The sequence below is a fragment of the Dechloromonas hortensis genome, assembly GCF_009469765.1.
GTDB lineage: Bacteria > Pseudomonadota > Gammaproteobacteria > Burkholderiales > Rhodocyclaceae > Azonexus > Azonexus hortensis.
Genome location: NZ_SSSQ01000005.1, coordinates 53,224 through 72,959, shown reverse-complemented (window position 1 = coordinate 72,959; position 19,736 = coordinate 53,224). Strand labels below are relative to the sequence as shown.

Here is a 19,736-nt window from a genome sequence, read left to right as displayed (position 1 = left end):
GCCTAGCGTAAGCCGAGGACGTCCTGCATATCGAACAAACCGCTCTTGCGACCGGCAATGAAACGGGCCGCGCGCATGCTACCCAAGGCATAGGGCATCCGACTGCTCGCCTTGTGGGTGACTTCGACGCGCTCGCCAAGGCCACAGAACATGACCGTGTGATCACCGACAATATCGCCGCCCCGCACCGTGGCAAAGCCGATGGTGGACGGATCGCGCTCGCCGGTGACACCTTCCCGGCCATAGACTGCGCACTCGGCGAGGTCGCGCCCGAGGGCACCGGCCACCACTTCACCCATGCGCAAGGCCGTACCCGAAGGCGCGTCAATTTTCAGACGGTGATGTGCCTCGACGATTTCGATGTCGTAGCCTTGATTCAGAATGCTGGCCGCCGTTTCCAGCAGCTTGAACACCAGATTCACGCCAACCGCCATATTCGGTGCGAAGACGACGGGAATTTCGCGCGCCGCCGCCGCGATCGCCTCCTTGCCCTCGGCCTCAAAGCCCGTTGTTCCGATGATGATGCCGACACCGGCCTGACGGCAAAGCTCGAGGTGCTGCAACGTGCCTTGCGGGCGCGTAAAGTCGATCAGACAGTCGATGTTCTTCAGGCCTGCCGCAACATCGTCGGTGACGAGCACATCACAGGCCATGCCCACCAGATCACCGGCGGTTTTGCCAATAACCGGACTGCCCGGCATGTCGAAAGCAGCACCAACCGTCAGTTGTTCATCCTTGAGGGCGGCTTCGATCAGCATACGCCCCATGCGGCCACCGGCCCCGACAACGCCAATACGTGTTGCACTCATTACTTGAATCCCATCATGTCCATAAGTTTCTGGTAGTAGCTCGGCTCCTGGCGCGGCGGCAGCGGCTTTTCCGCATCCTCGCCTGAAAGCGACCCCAGATCGACCAGGCGTGTCTTCATTTGTGGCACAGTCAGATCTTCCACCGTCGCGGTATCGACATCGCCGCCAACGCGCTCCAACCTTCCATCGACATCGAAGAAAACGGTAAATTTGCGCGACTCGACCTTGCCGGTCTGGCCGTTCTGGTAGCGGTACAGGTAATCCCAGCGCTGCTGGTGAAAAATATCGGTCACCATCGGCGTACCGAGCAGGAAGCGCACTTGATCCCGCGTCTGCCCCGGCTTGAGCTGGGCGACCATTTCCTGCGTCAAGACGTTGCCTTGCTGAACGTCAATCTTGTATTCGTTGATAAAGCTAGGCTTGTAGGTACAAGCGGCCAGAAATGTGCAAAAGGCTGCAACAGGCAGTAAGCGGGAAGGGGGCATGCGACTTTCCGGAGTTTCTCAAACACCTTTGAAGCGGTATATCATACCCGAATTCCCCCCCGGCCCCGCCGCAACGAATTATGGAATTTTTACGATGAGCGATCCACAAAGCCTCAAGAATATGGGTCTGAAAGCCACTTTCCCGCGGCTGAAAATTCTTGAGCTTTTCGAGAAAAGCACGCTTCGCCACATGACGGCCGAAGACGTCTATCGCATGCTCATCGCCGAGAACATGGATATCGGTCTTGCCACGGTCTATCGCGTGCTGACCCAGTTCGAACAGGCCGGCCTGCTCGAACGCCATTTCTTCGAATCCGGCAAGGCAGTCTTCGAAATCAATCGCGGCAACCACCACGATCACCTGGTCTGCATCAACTGCGGCCGGGTCGAAGAGTTTTACGACCCGGAAATCGAAAAGCGCCAGAACGCCATTGCCGAAGAACGCGGCTTTGCCATCCAGGACCACGCGCTCTACCTCTACGCCCAGTGCACCAAGGAAACCTGCCCGCACCGCACCGAGCCGGACAGCAAGTCCTAAGAATATAAATGCCTGATCTAGCAGTTGTAGCGCCGGGAAACTGGTTTTCCTCGGCGGGCGCCACCTTTTTGCTGATTGCCTTGGCCGAATTCGGCGACAAGAGCCAGCTCGTCTGCATGACGCTGGCCGCCCGCCATCGTGGCCTGCCGGTCATCCTCGGTGCCGTTGCCGCCTTCGCCATCCTCAATCTGCTCGCCGTCCTGTTCGGCGCAGCGGTCGCCGCCTGGCTACCGGAATGGGTGGTGACATTGGCCGTCGCCGCCCTGTTTGCCGCTTTCGGCATCAGCGCCCTGCGCTATTCGGATGATGACGACGACGAAGCAATCGAAGAAAAACCGGGCCACGGGGTCTTCGCGACCACTTTCCTGCTCATTTTCCTGGCGGAATTCGGCGACAAGACCCAGATTGCCGTCGCCGGCATGGGCAGCACGGCCAACACCGCCGCCGTCTGGGCTGGTGCCACGCTGGCCCTGGCCTGCACCTCGCTGCTCGGCGTCTTTGCCGGACGCAAGCTGCTACATCGCCTGCCGCTGGTCTGGATCCACCGCGTCAGCGGTGCCTTCTTCCTGCTCCTCGCCGTACTGGCCATCGCCCGCCTGATTTACGCCGGGCTTTAGCCAGCGGCGGTTTTTAGGCTTTTCGGGCAGTCGACCGGCGGACTCGCCAGTTCACTGCGTCAGGGCCTCGCCCTTGAGGTGCAACAATTCGCGAGCATGCTGCAGGGTGATCTCGGTAATCTCGACGCCGCCCAGCATGCGGGCGATTTCCTGCACCCGGCCCGCTTCGTCGAGCGGCTGAATGGCGCTCAGGGTCGAGCCATTGCGCGTCGCCTTGCTGACCTGCCATTGCCAGTTGGCCTGCGCCGCAACCTGCGGCAAATGAGTGACGCACAACACCTGGCGTTCGCAACCCAGTTCGTGCAACAAGCGACCGACAATTTCGGCAACCCCGCCGCCGATCCCGACATCGACCTCGTCGAAAATCAGCGTTGGTACGCTGGCTGAGCGCGAAGTCAGCACCTGGATGGCCAGGCTGATGCGCGACAACTCGCCCCCGGAAGCCACCTTGGCCAGTGACTTGGCTTCATTGCCGGCCAGGCCGCCGATCCTGAATTCGATCTGTTCCAGACCATAGACCGCGCCGTTCTCGACCGGCAACAGCGCCACCTCGAAGCGCCCCGACGACAGCGCCAGCTGGCGCATGACTTCGCTGACCGCCTTGCCCATCGCGGCCGCCGCCGTGCGCCGCCCGCTGGACAGTTCGCCAGCCACCGCCAGATACGCCTTGTTGGCCTCGACAACGCGCGCCGCCAGGGCCGCCAGGTCGGCCGAAGCCTCCAGTGCGGCGAGGCGCTGCTGCCAGCCGGCCAGCAAACCCGGTAGCTCCTGCGGCTGCACCCGATACTTGCGGGCGTTGCTCATCACCGCATCCATCCGCCGCTCAACCTCGGCCAGCCGCCGCGGATCGAGGTCGACGCGATCGGTGTAGCGCCGCAGTGTCGATACCGCCTCGGCCAGTTCGGCTTGCACCGAATGGACCAGAGCGGCCACTTCCTCAAGCGCCGGGTCATATTCGGCCAGACCGGAGAGGCGCGTTGCCACGCTATCGATCTGCCGCTCGCAAGCGCCCTCATCCTCGGCCAGCGCTGCCAGCGCAAACTGCGCCCCTTCGATCAGGCTGGCGGCATGGCCAAGCCGACGATGTTCGACATCGAGCGTCACCCATTCGTCTTCGCTGAAGGCCAGGGCATTCAGCTCGCTGACCTGCCACTCCAGTTGCTCGCGTTCGCGGGTCAGCGCATCTGCCCCCTCACTGGCGGCCCGCAAGGTTTGTTCGAGTTCGCGCCAGTTGCGGAAGGCGGCGCCGACTTCGCGGGCCAGACCGGTCAAGCCGGCATGCGCATCGAGCAGGGCGCGCTGGGCATCGCTGCGCAAAAGCGACTGGTGGGCATGTTGACCGTGGATGTCGACCAGCCATTCGCCGACTTCGCGCAATTGCTGGGCTGTCGCCGGCGAACCGTTGATATAGGCCCGCGAACGGCCGCCGGCATCGACGACGCGGCGCAGCAACAATTCGTCGTCACCTTCCAGATCGTTGCTGGCCAGCCAGTTGCGCACCTCGGGCAAACCGGCGACATCGAAGGTTGCGGCGACTTCGGCTTTGTCGCAACCGTCCCTGACCACGCCGGCATCGGCCCGCTCGCCCAGCGCCAAGGCCAGCGCATCGATCAGGATCGACTTGCCTGCCCCGGTTTCCCCGGTCAGAGCACCAAAGCCCGTCGCAAACTCCAGTTCCAGCCGGTCAACAATGACGAAATCACGAATAGTCAGGTGGCGCAGCATCAGGGGCCTTTGGGGCGTTCGCTCCAGTGCAGCTTCTGGCGCAACATCGCGAAGTAGCTGTAGCCGGGCGGGTGCAGGAAACAAATGGTGTATTCGGAACGCTTCAGGCGGACGCAATCGTGGCGTTCGAGATCGAGCGTCACCTGGCCGTCGAAGTGCACGCGCGGGTCGTCGGCATGGGTGATGCGCAGTTCGATATCGGCACTGTCATTGACGATGATCGGGCGATTGGTCAGCGCATGCGGACACAGCGGGACCAGCGCGATGCCGGTCAGCGTCGGGTGCAGGATCGGCCCGCCGGAAGACATCGAGTAGGCGGTCGAGCCGGTCGGCGTGGACACGATCAGGCCGTCGGAACGCAGGTTGTAGATGAATTCGCCGTCGATGAAGAGTTCGAACTCGATCATCCGGCCGATCGCCCCCTTGTCGACGACCACATCGTTCAAGGCCATGTTCGAGGCGATTTCCTTGCCGTCGCGAATCACCTCGGCCGCCAGCAGCATGCGGTTCTCCGGCGCGAAGCGACCGTCGAGCAGATCGTCCATGCAGCTCAGCATGTCATCGCGGGCGATGTCGGTCATGAAACCGAGCCGCCCCTGATTGACGCCGACCAGCGGCACCCGGTAGCGCGCCAGGCGGCGCGCGGCGTTGAGCATGGTGCCATCGCCGCCGAGCACGATGGCGAGGTCGGCATGAGCGCCGATATCGTTGAAACCGCAGGTCACCCAGCGCGACAGATCGACCTGGCGACCGATATGCTCGGCCGTTTCACGCTCGATAAAAACGGAAACGCCCCGCTCGTGCAGGTATTCCGCCAGGCGGCGCAAGGCGTCGGCAATTTCCAGGCTATGGTATTTGCCAACCAGTGCAATGGTCCGCGGCGCGCGGATGGAAGCGAAGCTTCTGTTCATGGCCTGAATTCTTGCATAAAAATGGCCTCTAGCACCGCCCCCGGTTTTTTGTACAATGCCCTGCCATGCTGGATAACCGCTCACGCACCCTTCTCAAGACCCTGGTCGAGCACTACATTGCCGACGGCCAGCCGGTCGGCTCACGCGCCTTGTCACGCTTTTCCGGTCTCGACCTGTCGCCGGCCACCATCCGCAACGTGATGGCCGACCTCGAGGAAGCGGGCTTCGTCGCCAGCCCCCACACCTCGGCCGGCCGGGTCCCGACGCCACGCGGCTACCGACTTTTTGTCGACAGCCTGCTCACGGTACAACCACTGGAAGCCAAGCAACGCGGAGCAATGGAAGAAGCTTTGCATGGCCTGCCTTCGAGCCAGATCATCGCCAGCGCCTCACAACTGCTCTCCGGCCTGACCCACTTTGCCGGCGTCGTGATGGCACCGCGGCGCGCTGCCAGCCGCATCCGCCAGGTCGAGTTTCTCAGCCTGTCGGAAAAACGCATCCTGCTGATTATTGTCACCACCGACGGCGACGTGCAAAACCGGATACTAAACACCGAGAAAGCCTACTCGCCCTCCGAACTGGTCACTGCCGCGAATTACCTGAACCAGAATTTTGCCGGCATGGACTTCGAGCAGATCCGCCATCGCCTGACCCAGGAAATCCAGCAACTGCGCGACGACATCAAGCCGCTGATGAACCTGGCGCTCGAAGCCGGCGACGCCGCACTCTCGGAAGAGACTGCGCCCTACGTCATTTCCGGCGAGAAAAACCTGCTCGATGTCGAGGAACTATCGTCGAACATGAAACGCCTGCGCGAACTGTTCGACCTGTTCGATCAGCGTTCCAGCCTGATGCGCCTGCTCGATGTCTCCAACCGAGCCGAAGGCGTGCAGATCTACATCGGTGGCGAATCGGGTATTGCCCCGCTTGACGAATGCAGCGTCATCGCCGCCCCCTACACGGTCGACGGCCAGATCGTCGGCTCGGTCGGCGTCATCGGTCCGACCCGCATGGCTTACGAGCGCGTCATCCCAATCGTCGACATCACTGCCAAGCTGCTCTCCAGCGCCCTCTCCTACAAGTCGGACAACTAATGCCCCGTTTCCTCCCCGAACTGCCGCACAAGCACGGCACACCGGCGACTACTGCTGTCGTGCTGGTAAACCTCGGCACGCCCGATGCTCCGGATGCCCCGTCGCTGAAGCGCTATCTCCGGCAATTTCTGTCCGACCCTCGCGTCGTCGAAATCCCCCGGCCGATCTGGTGGCTGATCCTGAACGGCATCATCCTCAACATTCGCCCCAAGAAATCCGCCGCCAAATATGCTTCGGTATGGATGCCGGAAGGCTCGCCCTTGCGTGTGCACACCGAGCGCCAGGCCAAACTGCTGGCCGGCTATCTCGGCGAGCAAGGGCATCACCTGACCGTCACCTGGGCCATGCGCTACGGTTCGCCCTCGATGCCGGAGGTGCTGGCCCGCCTCAAGGCCGGCGGCGCGACGCGCATCCTGATCGTGCCGATGTATCCACAGTACGCCGCAAGCACCACGGCCACCGTCGTCGACGAAGCCTGCCGCTGGCTACTGCAGACCCGCAACCAGCCGGAGATGCGCTTTATCCGCAATTTTCACGACGATCCCGGCTATATCACCGCCCTCGAAAAAACAGTACGCCAGCACTGGCTAAGCCACGGCCAACTGACGGCCAACGACCGCCTGATCATCAGCTTTCACGGCCTCCCCAAGCGCAGCCTCGATCTCGGCGACCCCTATTTCTGCGAATGCCAGAAAACCGGACGCCTGCTCGCCGAACGCCTGAACTTGCAGCCCGAGCAATACAAGATCTGTTTCCAGTCACGTTTCGGCAAGGCCGAATGGCTCCAGCCCTACACTGCCCCGACCCTACACGCCCTGGGCAAGGAAGGCATTGGCCGGGTAGACATCATCTGTCCGGGCTTCGTCGCCGACTGCCTGGAAACCCTGGAAGAAATCGCCCAGGAAGGCCGCGACGACTTTCTCGCTGCCGGCGGCAAGGAATACCATTACATTCCGGCGCTCAATGAAAACAACGACTGGCTGCACGCCCTGACCCACATCGTCGAGCGCCATCTGGCAGGTTGGCCGAGCAAGGCCGCCATCGATCCCAAGGCCCAGGAAGCAACAGCCAAGCTGGCCATGAAACTCGGCGCCCACGCTTGAAATCGGGGCGCCGGGCCCCATATCAGAAAAACCTGATCAACCGGAGCCCCGCATGAACCCCAGCCTGCATATCGTCTGCCCGCACTGCACTGCGGTCAATCGGGTCGCCACGACGCGGTTGTCCGACGCCCCCCTTTGCGGTCAATGCAAGCAGTCATTATTCACCGGCCAGCCGCTCGACCTGAATCGCGGCAACTTCGACCGGCTGATCGGGCGCAGCGACTTGCCTGTTGTTGTCGACTTCTGGGCGCCCTGGTGCGGTCCCTGCCGGACGATGGCCCCTACCTTTGCCCAGGCCGCAGCCGAACTGGAGCCCCGCGCCTGCTTCGGCAAACTGAATACCGAAGCCGAGCAACAACTGGCGGCCCGCTTCAATATCCGCAGCATCCCGACATTGGCCGTCTTCAAGAACGGACAGGAAATTGCCCGGCAAAGCGGCGCGCTTGACCTTGGCTCGCTGAAACGCTGGCTGCAAGCCCATCTTTACAAAACTTAACTTTCCAGTCAGGGCGCCGTTAACAACCTGTCACAACGTTAGCGGAGTCCATCATGAAAATTGCCAGCGCCAACCTGCAGATGGCTTCTTCGCACGTCAGCCTGCAACAACATGAAAAGCGCGAGTCACTGAACATGTGGGTCGGTCAGCGCCGGCCAAATTTGGCGGATGAGAACAGCCGTCCCAACCGCTCGCCGGCCGATACCGTCGCCCTGTCGGATGCCGCCAAATCGGCTCAGGCCGCGGCCTGCAGTGCCAGCGAGAGCGATGCTGCGGTCGACAATGATCCGAAGCTCAATTTGATCCGCACAATGCTGGAATATCTGACTGGCCGCAGATTCAAGATCTTCGATTCCGTCGACCTGCAGCCCCGCACCGAGTCCGTAGCGCTCGGCAATGCGAATACGCCCGCCAGCCAGGCCACGGCGCCACCGCCCCCGGCTGGCTACGGCGTGGAATACGATTATCACGAGTCATACACCGAAACCGAACAAACCAGCTTTTCGGCCAGCGGCTCCGTGACGACGGCAGACGGGCGCAGCATCAGCTTCGGTCTGCAGCTATCGATGCAGCGCACCTACCACGAAGAAAGCAGTGTCAGCCTGCGCCTGGGCGACGCCGCACGCAAGGTGGACCCGTTGGTACTCAATTTTTCCGGCAACGCCGCCCAACTGACCAACCAGCGCTTTGCCTTCGACCTCAATGCCGATGGCAGCAAGGAACAAATCAACTTCGTTGGCCCGGGCAGCGGCTTTCTGGTCTTCGACCGCAACAGCGACGGTCGCATCAACGATGGCAAGGAACTGTTCGGCCCTACCAGCGGCGACGGCTTTCAGGAACTGGCCGCACTGGACGACGACAAGAATGGCTGGATAGACGAAAGCGATGCGGCCTACCAGCAATTGCAGGTCTGGAGTCGTAACGCGGCAAACAAAGACCAGCTTCAGTCGCTGACCGAGTCCGGAGTCGGCGCCATCTCGCTAAGCCGTATCGAGACGCCATTCCAGATCAAAAATTATGCGAACCAATTACTTGGTGAAATTCGCAGTTCCGGTGTTTTTTTGCAGGAAGATGGAAGGGCTGGCACAATCCAGCAGATCGACCTGACCGCCTGAAAATAAAGGTGGCGATGGGCATAACACCGGGGGAAAAATGCCACGCTTTGCTGACTTGAAAATATGGGTTCGCCTGACAGCAGCCATCTGGCTGACATTGGCGATTATCTGGACGGTCATAATCGTCTGGGCCACGCAGGTCAACCGCGACACCGCCATCCGACAGGCGCAGGATTTCGCGCAAAGCATCCATGAGATGACCATGGCCGGGCTGACCGGCATGATGATCACCGGCACGGTCGGCCAGCGCGAGGTATTTCTTGATCAGATCAAGCAACTGTCGATCATCAAGGACCTGCATGTCGCCCGCAGCGATGCCGTCGCCAAATTGTACGGCCCGGACACCAAGAGCAAGCGCGACCTCGACGCCCTCGAAAAGCAGGTCATGGCCTCGGGCACCCCTTACCTCTCGGTTGAATCGGCCGGCGGCAACTCCTTCCTGCATGTCATCAACCCGACCAAGGCCGCCAAAAACTACCTCGGCAAGGACTGTATCCTCTGTCACCAGGTACCCGAAGGCACGGTACTTGGTGTCGTCAGCATGAAAGTCTCGCTCGATTCCGTCGAGTCCGATGTTGCCGCCTTCCGCCTGAAGATTGCCGGCGTTGCGCTGGCTGCCGTCGGCGCCCTGCTCGTCATCATTTACCTGCTGACCCATCATTTTGTCACGGCCCCGCTCGATGAAATGCGCAAGGGTTTGCGCGACATCGCCAGTGGCGAAGGCGACCTGACCCGGCGCCTGCCGATCAAGGGCAAGGACGAAGTCGGCCAGGCCGCCCTCGTTTTCAATGAAATGATGGAAAACTTCAACCAGCTGGTACGCCAGGTTCGCGATTCAGCCAGCCAGGTTTCAGCCCGGGTCGCCGCTCTCTCCGACAACGCCGACCGCGTCTCGCAAAGCTCGCACCTGCAGAACGAGAAGTCCAACGAAGCGGCAACCGCCGTTGAGCAATTGGTCTCCAGCATTTCGTCGATCGCCCAGAGCGCCGAGCACGTCCAGCATCAGTCGCAGGAAAGCCTGGCCCGTGCCAACGAGGGCAGCCGCAACCTGAACGTCCTGCTTGGCGAAATGAATGTCGTCGAACGGGCCGTCAAGGAAATGGCAACCTCGGTCAACGAATTCGTCCGCAATACTGAAGCGATCACCAGCATGACCCGCGAGGTCAAGGACATTGCCGAGCAGACCAATCTGCTGGCCCTGAATGCCGCCATCGAAGCTGCCCGTGCCGGCGAGCAGGGTCGCGGCTTTGCCGTGGTGGCGGACGAGGTGCGCAAGCTGGCGGAGAAATCTTCCCGCTCGGCCAGCGAAATCGATGGCATCACTGCCATGCTCAGCGCCCAGTCGGTCGCCGTGCGGCGCAGCATCGAGGAAGGCCTCGAACACCTGGAAAGCAGCCAGAGTGCCGTGGCGACGGTATCCAACGTGCTGCAGGCGACCAATGGCTCGGTCACCGAAGTCGGGCACGGCCTCGACAACATTGCGGCAGAAACGGATCAGCAGCGCCGTTTCTCGGGCAACGTCGAAGCCAGCATCGAGGCGATTGCCGGCATGGCCCGCGACAACTCGGGAACGGTGGAGCAGACGGCCGGTGCCGCCCACGACCTGAAACGCCTGGCCGAAGGTCTGGCGGCGATGGTGGGCCGCTTCAAGGTATGAACACCTAGCACCAGCCCCAAAGAAAAACCGCCTCGAATGAGGCGGTTTTCACATCGGCGCCAGTTCCAGATCGAGGCCCCCCCCCGGGCGCGAACGCGGCATCCCGCTCAGTGAACCGGTCCCCGCCTCGACCGCCGGCTGACCCAGTGACGCGGCAATCTTGTTGACCTCACGCAGGCGGCGGATCATCCGGGCCAGCAAGGCATTTCGCATGCGCCCGTCGAGTTCTTCCGAAGACAAGGCCAAAGCCGCCGCATTGACTTCCAGAAACAGCGTCTTTTCCAGCGTCACCGCCGTCGCGTAGCGTTGATCGCTGTCCGGATGCAGGAAAGCCACTTCGCCCACCGGCTCGCTCGGCCCCAGCCGACAGAGCGCCTTACCGCCCAGCGAAATCTCGACACAACCGGAGATGACGATACCGAACAGCTTGTTGCGCTCGCCTTCACGGATCAGCGCTACATTCGGCGCAATTTCGCGCCAGACTGCGACGCGTAAAACCTCCCAGAGTTCTTCGTTTTCGAATTCGGTAAAGAACTCCAGCTTGCGCAGGGTTTCGAAATGGCTCATGTCCTGCGCCGTATCGTCCTCTTCCAGTATCTGGTAGCGAACGGCGGCCAAATCCTTGGCGAACTCGGCGCCATTCCGGTAACGGCTGTACAGATCCTTTTCCAGCGCCCGCCGCATGATGGCATTCAGGCCTTCCGGCAGATTCGGGCTGAGGGCGGTAATGGCCGGCGCATCGGTATTGATGATGCGATAGATCAGCGTTGCTTGATTCGCGGCACGAAACGGCAGACGCCCGGTCAGCAACTGGAACATGACGACGCCCAGCGAATAGAGGTCGGTTTTCTGGTTGAGCGGATAGCCCTTGATCTGCTCCGGCGACATGTAGGCCGGTGAGCCGACCCCCATGATGAAGGTCGAATCGCGATCCATGTCCTTGTTCATGTTCAGGGCCAGGCCGAAATCGGCGATTTTCGGCTCGTCGTCTGCGGCGACCATGATGTTGGCCGGCTTGATATCGCGATGAATGATGCCCTGGCGGTAGGCGCTGTCGAGCGCCATGCAGCACTTGAAAATAATGCTGATGACGCGATACATCGGCAACAGGCGATCGATCCGGCAATGCTGTTCAAGGTTGAAGCCTTCGACGTACTCCATGGCCAGATAGGCGAAGTCGTTCTCAACCACGGCGTCGAAAACATGTACGATATTCGGGTGGTCCAGCCGCTTCGAGACCATCCCTTCGTTCTGGAACAGCTTGCGCATCCGGCGCGACATGGCCGCACTATCCTGCCCGAAGCGGATCACCTTGACGGCGACCTGGCGTTCGGAATCGGGATCATCACAGAGGTAGACCGTAGCCGTCGCGCCCTTGCCCAGTTCGCGTACCACCCGGTATTTGCCGATTTTTTCCATTCAGGATGCGCAGTAAAAAATACGGATTTATCGTAGCACGCAGGTAGCGGATCGGCAGCAATTTTGCCATCTCGAGAATATTCACGATCCTGCTCTTGAAAAACCTTGAAGCCGCCCCATCTATCGAAACAGATTTTTGGGAGAACCACGCATGTCAAACAACGAACACACCCAGGAAGCCATGCTGGGCAATGAACCTGTAACCGAACCAGTCGCTGCGCCGGCCGCAGAAGCGCACACCGACACCCTGCCCAGCATCGAGGAGCAATTCCGCCAACTCGAACTGAAGGCCGCCGAACATTACGATGCCTGGTTGCGCGCCAAGGCCGAAGGCGAAAACATCCGTCGCCGCGCCCAGGAAGACATTTCCAAGGCCCACAAGTTCGCCGTCGAGAAGTTTGCCGGCGAACTGCTGGCCGTCAAGGACAGCCTGGAAGCCGCGCTGGCCGTGCCGGAGCAGACCGTTGAAAGCTTCAAGTCCGGTGTCGAACTGACCTTGAAGCAACTGGTTTCCGCTTTCGAGAAGAACGCCCTGGTTGAAGTCAATCCGGCCGGCGAGAAGTTCGATCCGCACAAGCACCAGGCCATCGGCATGGTCGACTCCGAACAGGAAGCCAATACCGTGGTGACCGTGCTGCAGAAGGGCTACCTGATCGCTGATCGGACCCTGCGCCCGGCGCTGGTCATGGTCGCCAAAGCAAAGTCTTGAAATCCGGGGCGCCGCCCCCAAATCCAGAACATCAGCAATCCACTCGAATTCACTAAAGGAACAAAACATGGGCAAGATCATTGGTATTGACCTCGGCACGACGAATAGCTGCGTGGCCATCATGGAAGGCGGCCAGCCGAAGGTTATCGAAAACTCCGAAGGCGCGCGCACCACGCCGTCCATCATTGGCTATGCCGAAGATGGTGAAATCCTCTCCGGCGCACCGGCCAAGCGTCAGGCCGTGACCAACCCGATGAACACGCTGTATGCCGTCAAGCGTTTGATCGGTCGCCGTTTCGAAGAGAAGGAAGTGCAGAAGGACATCGCCCTGATGCCCTACAAGATCGTCAAGGCCGACAACGGCGACGCCTGGGTGCAAGTGCGCGACAAAAAAATCGCTCCGCCGCAGGTTTCCGCCGAAGTGCTGCGCAAGATGAAGAAGACCGCCGAAGACTACCTCGGCGAGGAAGTCACCGAAGCCGTCATCACCGTGCCGGCCTACTTCAACGACAGCCAGCGCCAGGCCACCAAGGACGCCGGCCGGATCGCCGGTCTGGAAGTCAAGCGCATCATCAACGAACCGACCGCTGCTGCCCTTGCCTTCGGCATGGACAAGGCCGCCGGCAAGGACCGCAAGATCGCCGTTTATGACTTGGGCGGCGGCACCTTCGACATCTCGATCATTGAAATCGCCGACGTCGATGGCGAAAAGCAGTTCGAAGTACTGGCCACCAACGGCGACACCTTCCTCGGCGGTGAGGACTTCGACCAGCGCCTGATCGACTACATCATCGACGAATTCAAGAAAGAATCCGGCGTCAACCTGAAGCAGGACGTGCTCGCCCTGCAGCGCCTCAAGGAAGCCGCCGAAAAGGCGAAGATCGAACTCTCCTCCAGCCAGCAGACCGAAATCAACCTGCCCTACATCACCGCCGATGCCTCCGGCCCGAAGCACCTGGCACTGAAGATCACCCGCGCCAAGTTCGAATCGCTGGTCGATGAACTGGTCGAGCGTACTGTCGCGCCGTGCGTCACCGCACTGAAAGATGCCGGCTGCAAGATCAGCGACATCGACGACATCATCCTGGTCGGCGGTCAATCCCGCATGCCCAAGGTGCAGGACAAGGTCAAGGAAATCTTCGGCAAGGAGCCGCGCAAGGACGTCAATCCTGACGAAGCCGTTGCCGTCGGTGCCGCCATCCAGGGCGGCGTGCTGCAAGGCGAAGTCAAGGACGTGCTGCTGCTCGACGTCACCCCGCTCTCCCTCGGTATCGAAACCCTGGGCGGCATCATGACCAAGCTGATCCAGAAGAATACGACGATCCCGACCAAGGCCTCGCAGACCTTCTCGACCGCCGATGACAATCAGAACGCCGTGACCATCCACGTGCTGCAGGGCGAGCGCGAAGTTGCTTCCGGCAACAAGAGCCTCGGCCAGTTCAACCTGGAAGGCATCCCGCCGGCCCCGCGCGGCACGCCGCAGATCGAAGTCATCTTCGACATCGACGCCAACGGCATCATGCACGTCACCGCCAAGGACAAGGCAACCGGCAAGGAAAACAAGATCACGATCAAGGCCAATTCCGGCTTGAGCGAGGCTGAAATCCAGGCCATGGTCAAGGATGCCGAGCTGCACGCCGAAGACGACAAGAAGGTCCATGAACTGGCCGATGCCCGCAACCAGGCCGACGGCATGGTGCACATGGTCAAGAAGTCGCTGACCGAGTACGGCGACAAGCTGGATGCAGCTGAAAAGGAAAGCATCGAAGCCGCGATCAAGGACGTCGAATCCGTGCTGCGCGACGGCGACAAGGACACCATCGTCGCCAAGACCGAAGCCCTCAGCCAGGCTGCCCAGAAGCTGGGTGAAAAGATGTACGCCCAGCAGCAGGCAGAAGGCGCAGCCGCTGGTGCCGGTGCAGCCGGCCAGCAACAGGCCGGCGGCGAGAAGACCGTCGAAGGCGATGTCGTCGATGCCGAATTCACCGAAGTGAACAAGGACAAGAAGTAATTCCTGGCCTCACAGCCCGGCGCCGAGCCTACCGGAAACCTCCGGCGGCGCTCGGCGCCTTTGTCACTTGACGGGTAGAAGAAATGTCAAAACGCGATTTTTACGAAATTCTCGGCGTCAACCGCGACGCCAGCGAAGACGAGATCAAGAAGGCCTACCGCAAGCTGGCCATGAAGCATCACCCCGACCGCAATCCGGACAACCCGGCGGCCGAGGAGAAATTCAAGGAATGCAAGGAAGCCTACGAGATTCTTTCGGACGGCCAGAAGCGGGCCGCCTACGACCAGTACGGCCATGCCGGCGTTGATCCGCAGTCCGGCATGGGCGGTGGTTTCGGTGGCGGCGGCGGTGGTTTTGCCGATGCCTTCGGCGGCATCTTCGACGAAATCTTCGGTGGCCGGGGTGGCGGTGGCGGCGGTGGCCGTTCCAACATCTACCGTGGCGCCGATCTCCGCTACAACCTCGAAATCACGCTAGAACAGGCTGCGCACGGCACGGAAACCAAGATCCGCATTCCGACCATGGAAGTCTGCGAGCCGTGTAGCGGTAGCGGTGCCAAGCCGGGCACCCAGGCGAAGACCTGCCCGACCTGCCAGGGCTCGGGCCAGGTCCGTCTGCAGCAGGGATTCTTCTCGATCCAGCAGACCTGTCCGAAATGCCACGGCACCGGCCGCTACATTCCGGAACCGTGCAAGAGTTGCGGTGGCGCCGGGCGCATCAAGCAGCACAAGACGCTGGCCGTCAAGATTCCAGCCGGAGTCGATGAAGGCGATCGCATCCGGCTGGCCGGCGAAGGCGAACATGGCGTGAATGGTGGCCCGCCGGGCGACCTCTACGTCCAGATTCACCTCAAGCAGCACGCCGTATTCACCCGCGACCACAACGACCTGCATTGCGAAATGCCGATTTCCTTCACCGCTGCCGCGCTCGGCGGCGAGATTGAAATCCCGACGCTGGATGGTGCCGCCGCCATCAAGATTCCGCCGGAAACGCAGTCCGGCCGGGTCTTCCGTCTGCGTGGCAAGGGCATCAAGGGCGTCCGCAGCCACACCCATGGCGACCTGATGTGCCATGTCGTGGTCGAAACCCCGGTGAACCTGACCGAGCGCCAGAAGGAATTGCTGCGCGAACTGGAGGAATCCAGCCGCGACAACAACGCCAAGCACAATCCACGCTCCAAGTCGTGGATGGACAAGGTCAAGGAGTTCTTCGAGGACTGAGTTCTCGTCGAATGCCCGGCCCCCATGCCCCAATGCCGCACCGCAAGCTGCGCCATTGGGGCAAATTTTTCGCGGAAATCGCCTGTTTTTGCCGGTGGACCGCAGGACTCACCCCCATTAAGATGGCGCCATGAATACACGTATCCTGCTCGTCGAAGACGATGAACGACTGGCCGAATTGACGGCCGAGTACCTGACCAAGAACGACTTGCAGGTCAGTATCGAACCGCGCGGCGACACCGCCGAAGGACGCATCCTGGCCGAACAGCCGGACCTGGTGATCCTCGACGTCATGCTGCCCGGCAAGGACGGTTTCGCCGTCTGCCGCGCCGTGCGCCAGCAATACCGCGGCGTCATCCTGATGCTGACCGCCCGCGACGAGGATTTCGACCAGATTCTCGGCCTCGAAATGGGCGCCGACGACTACATCGCCAAACCCGTCCAGCCGCGCGTCCTGCTCGCCCGCATCAAGGCCCTGCTGCGCCGCCTGCCGACCGCCGGCGACAGCCCGCAGAACGAATCGGAAAAAATGGTCTTCGGCCAATTCCGGATCAGCCAGGCAACACGCACCGCGTCGCTGAGCGACGAAACCATCGACCTGACCACCGCCGAATTCGACCTCCTCTGGCTGCTCGCCACCCATGCCGGCAACGTCCTTTCGCGCGACGACCTGCTGCAGGAACTGCGGGGCATCGGCTTCGATGGCCTTGATCGCTCGATCGACGCCCGTATCTCACGCCTGCGCAAGAAGCTGAACGACGACCCCGAGAATCCGACCCGGATCAAGACCGTGCGCGGCAAAGGCTACCTGTTCAGCAAGCATGACTGGAACTGAGTTTCCCGGCGGCGAAAGCGCCGAAAAGGAGCGCAGCCAGGGCCTTGCCCGCTCGCTCTTCCGGGTCTCGCTGCCGCGCTGGCGCGGCGGGCGCTACAGCCTGTCCAAGCTGTTCTTCAACTTCTACTTGCTGGCGATGGGCTCCTTCGTCGCCATCGCCTTTACCGCTGATTTCGTCATTTCCACCGCCCAGCGCGGCATCACCGACGACTACGCCCGCCGCTTCATGCGCGGCACGATCACCCTGATCGAGGATGAACTGTTCCGTCATCCGCGCAGCACCTGGCAACGAAAAATCAAGGATCTCGACGAGAAGTTTTCCTACAAGCTGGGCATCGTCGAGCGCATGTCACTCGACCGCAAGCTGACCCCGCCCCAAGTCGTCAAGCTCGACGCCGGCGACATCGCCATCGATCACGACGGCGACATCATGTACCACCGGCTTGGCACCAGCAGCCTCGTCCTCGTCGTCGGCCCGCTCGCCTCCAACCGCAACCCCGAACTCGCCGAACGCCTGCCGCTCGAACTCCGCCTGCGCCTGCTGACCTGGAGCCTGACTGGGCTGATCTTCGGGATCGCCCTCTGGTTCTGGGTGCGCCCGGTCTGGCGCGACCTGGAAGCGCTGCGCCAGACGGCCCGCGACCTCGGCGACGGCGACTTCGAAGCCCGCTCACCAAGCGCTCGCAGCCAACTCTTCGCGCCGCTGGCCGACACCATGAACAACATGGCCGAACGCGTCCAACAGTTGCTCGCCACCCACCGCGAACTATCCTGCGGCATTTCGCACGAACTGCGGACGCCGATCGCCCGCATGCGCTTCGCCCTCGAGATGCTGACCGAGACCGACCAGCAGGCCGAGCGGGAACGCCTGTGGTCGATGATGGAGGCCGACCTCGACGAACTCGATCAACTGATCGACACCAGCCTGACCTACGCCCGCTTCGAGCGGGAAGCACCGGAACCGCATTTCTCCAGCGTTCCCTTCACCGAATGGCTGAGCGACGAAGTCGACAGCGTCCGTCTCCTCGGCCGCAACCTCGATGTCGCGGTCAACACCGACCAACTGCCGGAAAACCTCTGTGTCGACCTCGACCGCAAGGCGATGCCCTATGCGCTGCGCAACCTGCTGCGCAACGCCTTCAAATACGCCAGCAGCCGGATCGCGGTCAGTGCTGAGCTAGATGGCGAGCGCATCCGCATCCACGTCGACGACGACGGCATCGGCATCCCGCCGGAAGAGCGCGAGCATATCTTCTCCGCCTTCACCCGCCTCGACCGCTCGCGCGACCGCTCGACCGGCGGCTATGGCCTCGGTCTCGCGATCGCCCGCCGCGTACTCGAACTGCATGGCGGCAATGCCACCGCCGCCGCCGCACCGCTCGGCGGCGCACGCTTCACGCTGGACTGGAAAGCCCACCAGTAGGCCATCTCCGGGCGTCTGTTACGAAGCGTCATAGAACATCAAGCAACGTTACGTCATACGCACGCTTGCGCAACAGACGCCTTGCCTTGCACTCCCTAGAATGCGATGCATGGATTGACAGCAAGCAAAGGAGAACAACGAAATGCTGGACACGAACATCAGACAGTTTATCGAAGCCGCCCGCCAGTACTTTTTCGGCATGATGCCGGCCCAGCCGCAGCTGGCCACCATTCCGGTCCGTACGGTGCGCTAATGGCCTTCGCCGACAACCTGCCAATCAACGAAAGTCTAGGCGTCTTTGTCGGCGTTGCGGGTTTCGACTGGCTGGCTGACGGCCAGGCTGAACCGCTGAAAGCTATCGCCGCAGCTGTCGCCGCCGGTGTCGTAATCGCCGCCAGTCGCCACTGGTTGAAGAAACGTCGCGACAAAGGCTGAACCGTTTTACCCTCCTCTCGAATATCCCCCGATTCGAGACCTCCCTGTTACCCCGCCCTCGTGGCGGGGTTTTTTTTGCCAGCCGGCGAAGCGCTGGCGCAGGCATGGGACAATACGGCCCCATGAATACCAAGCCCGCCACAGATACTGCTGACGATCACCCGGACGTATCGTGTGCCAACTGCGAAGCCTGCTGCTGCCAACTCGAAGTCCTGCTGATGGGCGACGACGACGTCCCCGTGCACCTGAGCCAGGAAGACCGCTGGGGCGGCTGGGTGATGCGCCGGCTCGGCGACGGCTGGTGTGCCGCGCTTGATCGCAACACCATGCGCTGTACCATTTACGAACGACGCCCTTTCATTTGCCGGGAATTCGCGATGGGATCGAGCGAATGCATCGAGGAACGTCTTCTACTTGCGGGCGGCCAAATCTACCCGCGCTATCCGCTGATCGAGGCCACCGGCCGTTAGCACGCTCCAGGAAAACCGAGTCTGAACGCAATGAACGAAACACAAGCCAACAATCCACTGCACGGCATCACGCTGGAAAAGATTCTGCATGCGCTGGTCGAGGCCTCTGGCTGGGAAGAACTGGGACGGCAGATCGAGATCCGCTGCTTCACGCACGACCCGAGTATCGCCTCAAGCCTGAAATTCCTGCGCCGGACGCCCTGGGCCAGGGAGCGCGTCGAATCGCTCTACGTCTATATGATGCGACGCAAGCAGCAGGCCAGTTAACATGAATAAGAAAGGGGAGCGTCCAATGACCTACGAAGAACATCTCGATGAAGTGACCACGCTGATCACCGAAAAATACGATGTCAGCGACCAGGCCGCGATCAAGATGGTGATGCGCGCCCAGGCTGATGACTTCTTCAGCGGCCACGATGACGATCCGAGCATTTGCACGCTGGACCGCGCCCATCTCGACGCCAAGACCGTCTTCAAGAAATACAAATAAGGCCCGGAAAACTGCTATCTGCCAACCAATTCGGCCGGCTCGGCGAATAATTATTCAACGGCTGGCGTAAAAGTGGGCATCATGACAGACCCGGGGTGATCACCGGAGCGAAGTTGCCGTACGCCTGATGCGTTCGGCATTCACTCAGAGCACTCCTCATCCCACCGCCCTCGC

21 protein-coding genes are annotated in these 19,736 nt (G+C 61.4%); 16 read left to right on the top strand and 5 right to left on the bottom strand.

The window, feature by feature from the left end; all coding sequences use genetic code 11:
* Positions 1–2 precede the first annotated feature (2 nt).
* Together dapB and GH663_RS10285 are read right to left on the bottom strand one after the other, a co-directional pair.
* On the bottom strand, positions 3–809 hold the full coding sequence (gene dapB / locus GH663_RS10290; protein ID WP_153131536.1) for a 4-hydroxy-tetrahydrodipicolinate reductase: 807 nt from the start codon (positions 807–809) through the stop codon (positions 3–5).
* On the bottom strand, positions 809–1,294 hold the full coding sequence (locus GH663_RS10285) for an outer membrane protein assembly factor BamE (RefSeq protein ID WP_153131535.1): 486 nt from the start codon (positions 1,292–1,294) through the stop codon (positions 809–811). Before GH663_RS10285 ends, dapB begins: the two co-directional genes overlap by 1 nt.
* Positions 1,295–1,388: 94 nt before the next feature.
* On the opposite strand from GH663_RS10285, the gene fur reads away from it, so the two are divergent.
* A complete protein-coding gene (gene fur, locus GH663_RS10280) occupies positions 1,389–1,832 on the top strand; it encodes a ferric iron uptake transcriptional regulator (protein WP_153131534.1) in 444 nt (147 codons plus the stop codon).
* Between the two features lie 8 nt (positions 1,833–1,840).
* Entirely contained in the window at positions 1,841–2,449 is a 609-nt protein-coding gene (locus GH663_RS10275) for a TMEM165/GDT1 family protein (RefSeq protein ID WP_153131533.1), read from the top strand.
* A gap of 51 nt (positions 2,450–2,500) precedes the next feature.
* Here the strand turns inward: GH663_RS10275 and recN are convergent, their stop codons facing one another.
* The gene (gene recN, locus GH663_RS10270; RefSeq protein ID WP_153131532.1) at positions 2,501–4,174 is read right to left on the bottom strand and encodes a DNA repair protein RecN; all 1,674 of its coding nucleotides are present in this window, start codon (positions 4,172–4,174) and stop codon (positions 2,501–2,503) included.
* Positions 4,174–5,085 (bottom strand): NAD kinase, encoded by a 912-nt coding sequence (locus GH663_RS10265; RefSeq protein ID WP_066882736.1) that lies wholly within the window; start codon positions 5,083–5,085, stop codon positions 4,174–4,176. The genes recN and GH663_RS10265 overlap by 1 nt, the downstream gene beginning before the upstream one ends.
* A gap of 65 nt (positions 5,086–5,150) precedes the next feature.
* Here GH663_RS10265 and hrcA point away from each other — a divergent pair, with 65 nt between their 5' ends.
* Genes hrcA through GH663_RS10240 form a run of 5 tightly spaced genes read left to right on the top strand, consistent with a single transcriptional unit; the run spans position 5,151 to position 10,550 of the window.
* A complete protein-coding gene (hrcA, locus tag GH663_RS10260; RefSeq protein ID WP_153131531.1) occupies positions 5,151–6,179 on the top strand; it encodes a heat-inducible transcriptional repressor HrcA in 1,029 nt (342 codons plus the stop codon).
* Positions 6,179–7,282 (top strand): ferrochelatase, encoded by a 1,104-nt coding sequence (gene hemH / locus GH663_RS10255; RefSeq protein ID WP_153131530.1) that lies wholly within the window; start codon positions 6,179–6,181, stop codon positions 7,280–7,282. Before hrcA ends, hemH begins: the two co-directional genes overlap by 1 nt.
* A gap of 52 nt (positions 7,283–7,334) precedes the next feature.
* Positions 7,335–7,778 carry a thioredoxin TrxC gene (trxC, locus tag GH663_RS10250; RefSeq protein ID WP_153131529.1) on the top strand — a complete coding sequence of 148 codons (444 nt, stop codon included), beginning with the start codon at positions 7,335–7,337 and terminating at the stop codon, positions 7,776–7,778.
* Between the two features lie 53 nt (positions 7,779–7,831).
* A complete protein-coding gene (locus tag GH663_RS10245; protein WP_153131528.1) occupies positions 7,832–8,893 on the top strand; it encodes an SPM autocatalytic domain-containing protein in 1,062 nt (353 codons plus the stop codon).
* Positions 8,894–8,930: 37 nt separating this feature from the next.
* Entirely contained in the window at positions 8,931–10,550 is a 1,620-nt protein-coding gene (locus GH663_RS10240) for a methyl-accepting chemotaxis protein (protein WP_153131527.1), read from the top strand.
* A 48-nt stretch (positions 10,551–10,598) separates the two neighbouring features.
* Here GH663_RS10240 and GH663_RS10235 read toward each other — a convergent pair whose 3' ends face one another.
* Positions 10,599–11,969: a protein kinase domain-containing protein gene (locus GH663_RS10235; RefSeq protein WP_153131526.1), complete on the bottom strand. Its 1,371-nt coding sequence runs from the start codon at positions 11,967–11,969 to the stop codon at positions 10,599–10,601.
* 151 nt (positions 11,970–12,120) lie between these two features.
* On the opposite strand from GH663_RS10235, the gene grpE reads away from it, so the two are divergent.
* The 9 genes from grpE (at position 12,121) to GH663_RS10190 (ending at position 19,562) form a co-directional block, all read left to right on the top strand.
* Positions 12,121–12,678 carry a nucleotide exchange factor GrpE gene (gene grpE / locus GH663_RS10230; RefSeq protein WP_083518315.1) on the top strand — a complete coding sequence of 186 codons (558 nt, stop codon included), beginning with the start codon at positions 12,121–12,123 and terminating at the stop codon, positions 12,676–12,678.
* Between the two features lie 67 nt (positions 12,679–12,745).
* On the top strand, positions 12,746–14,689 hold the full coding sequence (gene dnaK, locus GH663_RS10225; RefSeq protein ID WP_066882743.1) for a molecular chaperone DnaK: 1,944 nt from the start codon (positions 12,746–12,748) through the stop codon (positions 14,687–14,689).
* A gap of 83 nt (positions 14,690–14,772) precedes the next feature.
* Positions 14,773–15,909, top strand: coding sequence for a molecular chaperone DnaJ (dnaJ, locus tag GH663_RS10220; protein WP_066882744.1), 1,137 nt, complete (start codon positions 14,773–14,775; stop codon positions 15,907–15,909).
* Between the two features lie 130 nt (positions 15,910–16,039).
* Positions 16,040–16,744: a winged helix-turn-helix domain-containing protein gene (locus GH663_RS10215; protein ID WP_066882745.1), complete on the top strand. Its 705-nt coding sequence runs from the start codon at positions 16,040–16,042 to the stop codon at positions 16,742–16,744.
* Positions 16,731–18,167: an ATP-binding protein gene (locus GH663_RS10210; RefSeq protein WP_153131525.1), complete on the top strand. Its 1,437-nt coding sequence runs from the start codon at positions 16,731–16,733 to the stop codon at positions 18,165–18,167. The genes GH663_RS10215 and GH663_RS10210 overlap by 14 nt, the downstream gene beginning before the upstream one ends.
* Positions 18,168–18,419: 252 nt before the next feature.
* Positions 18,420–18,602, top strand: a complete 183-nt coding sequence (locus GH663_RS10205; RefSeq protein WP_153131524.1) for a hypothetical protein — start codon at positions 18,420–18,422, stop codon at positions 18,600–18,602.
* Between the two features lie 122 nt (positions 18,603–18,724).
* Positions 18,725–19,072: a YkgJ family cysteine cluster protein gene (locus tag GH663_RS10200; protein ID WP_153131523.1), complete on the top strand. Its 348-nt coding sequence runs from the start codon at positions 18,725–18,727 to the stop codon at positions 19,070–19,072.
* Between the two features lie 30 nt (positions 19,073–19,102).
* Positions 19,103–19,339, top strand: coding sequence for a VF530 family protein (locus tag GH663_RS10195; RefSeq protein ID WP_153131522.1), 237 nt, complete (start codon positions 19,103–19,105; stop codon positions 19,337–19,339).
* 25 nt (positions 19,340–19,364) lie between these two features.
* Positions 19,365–19,562, top strand: a complete 198-nt coding sequence (locus GH663_RS10190) for a hypothetical protein (RefSeq protein WP_153131521.1) — start codon at positions 19,365–19,367, stop codon at positions 19,560–19,562.
* Positions 19,563–19,736: the final 174 nt, after the last annotated feature.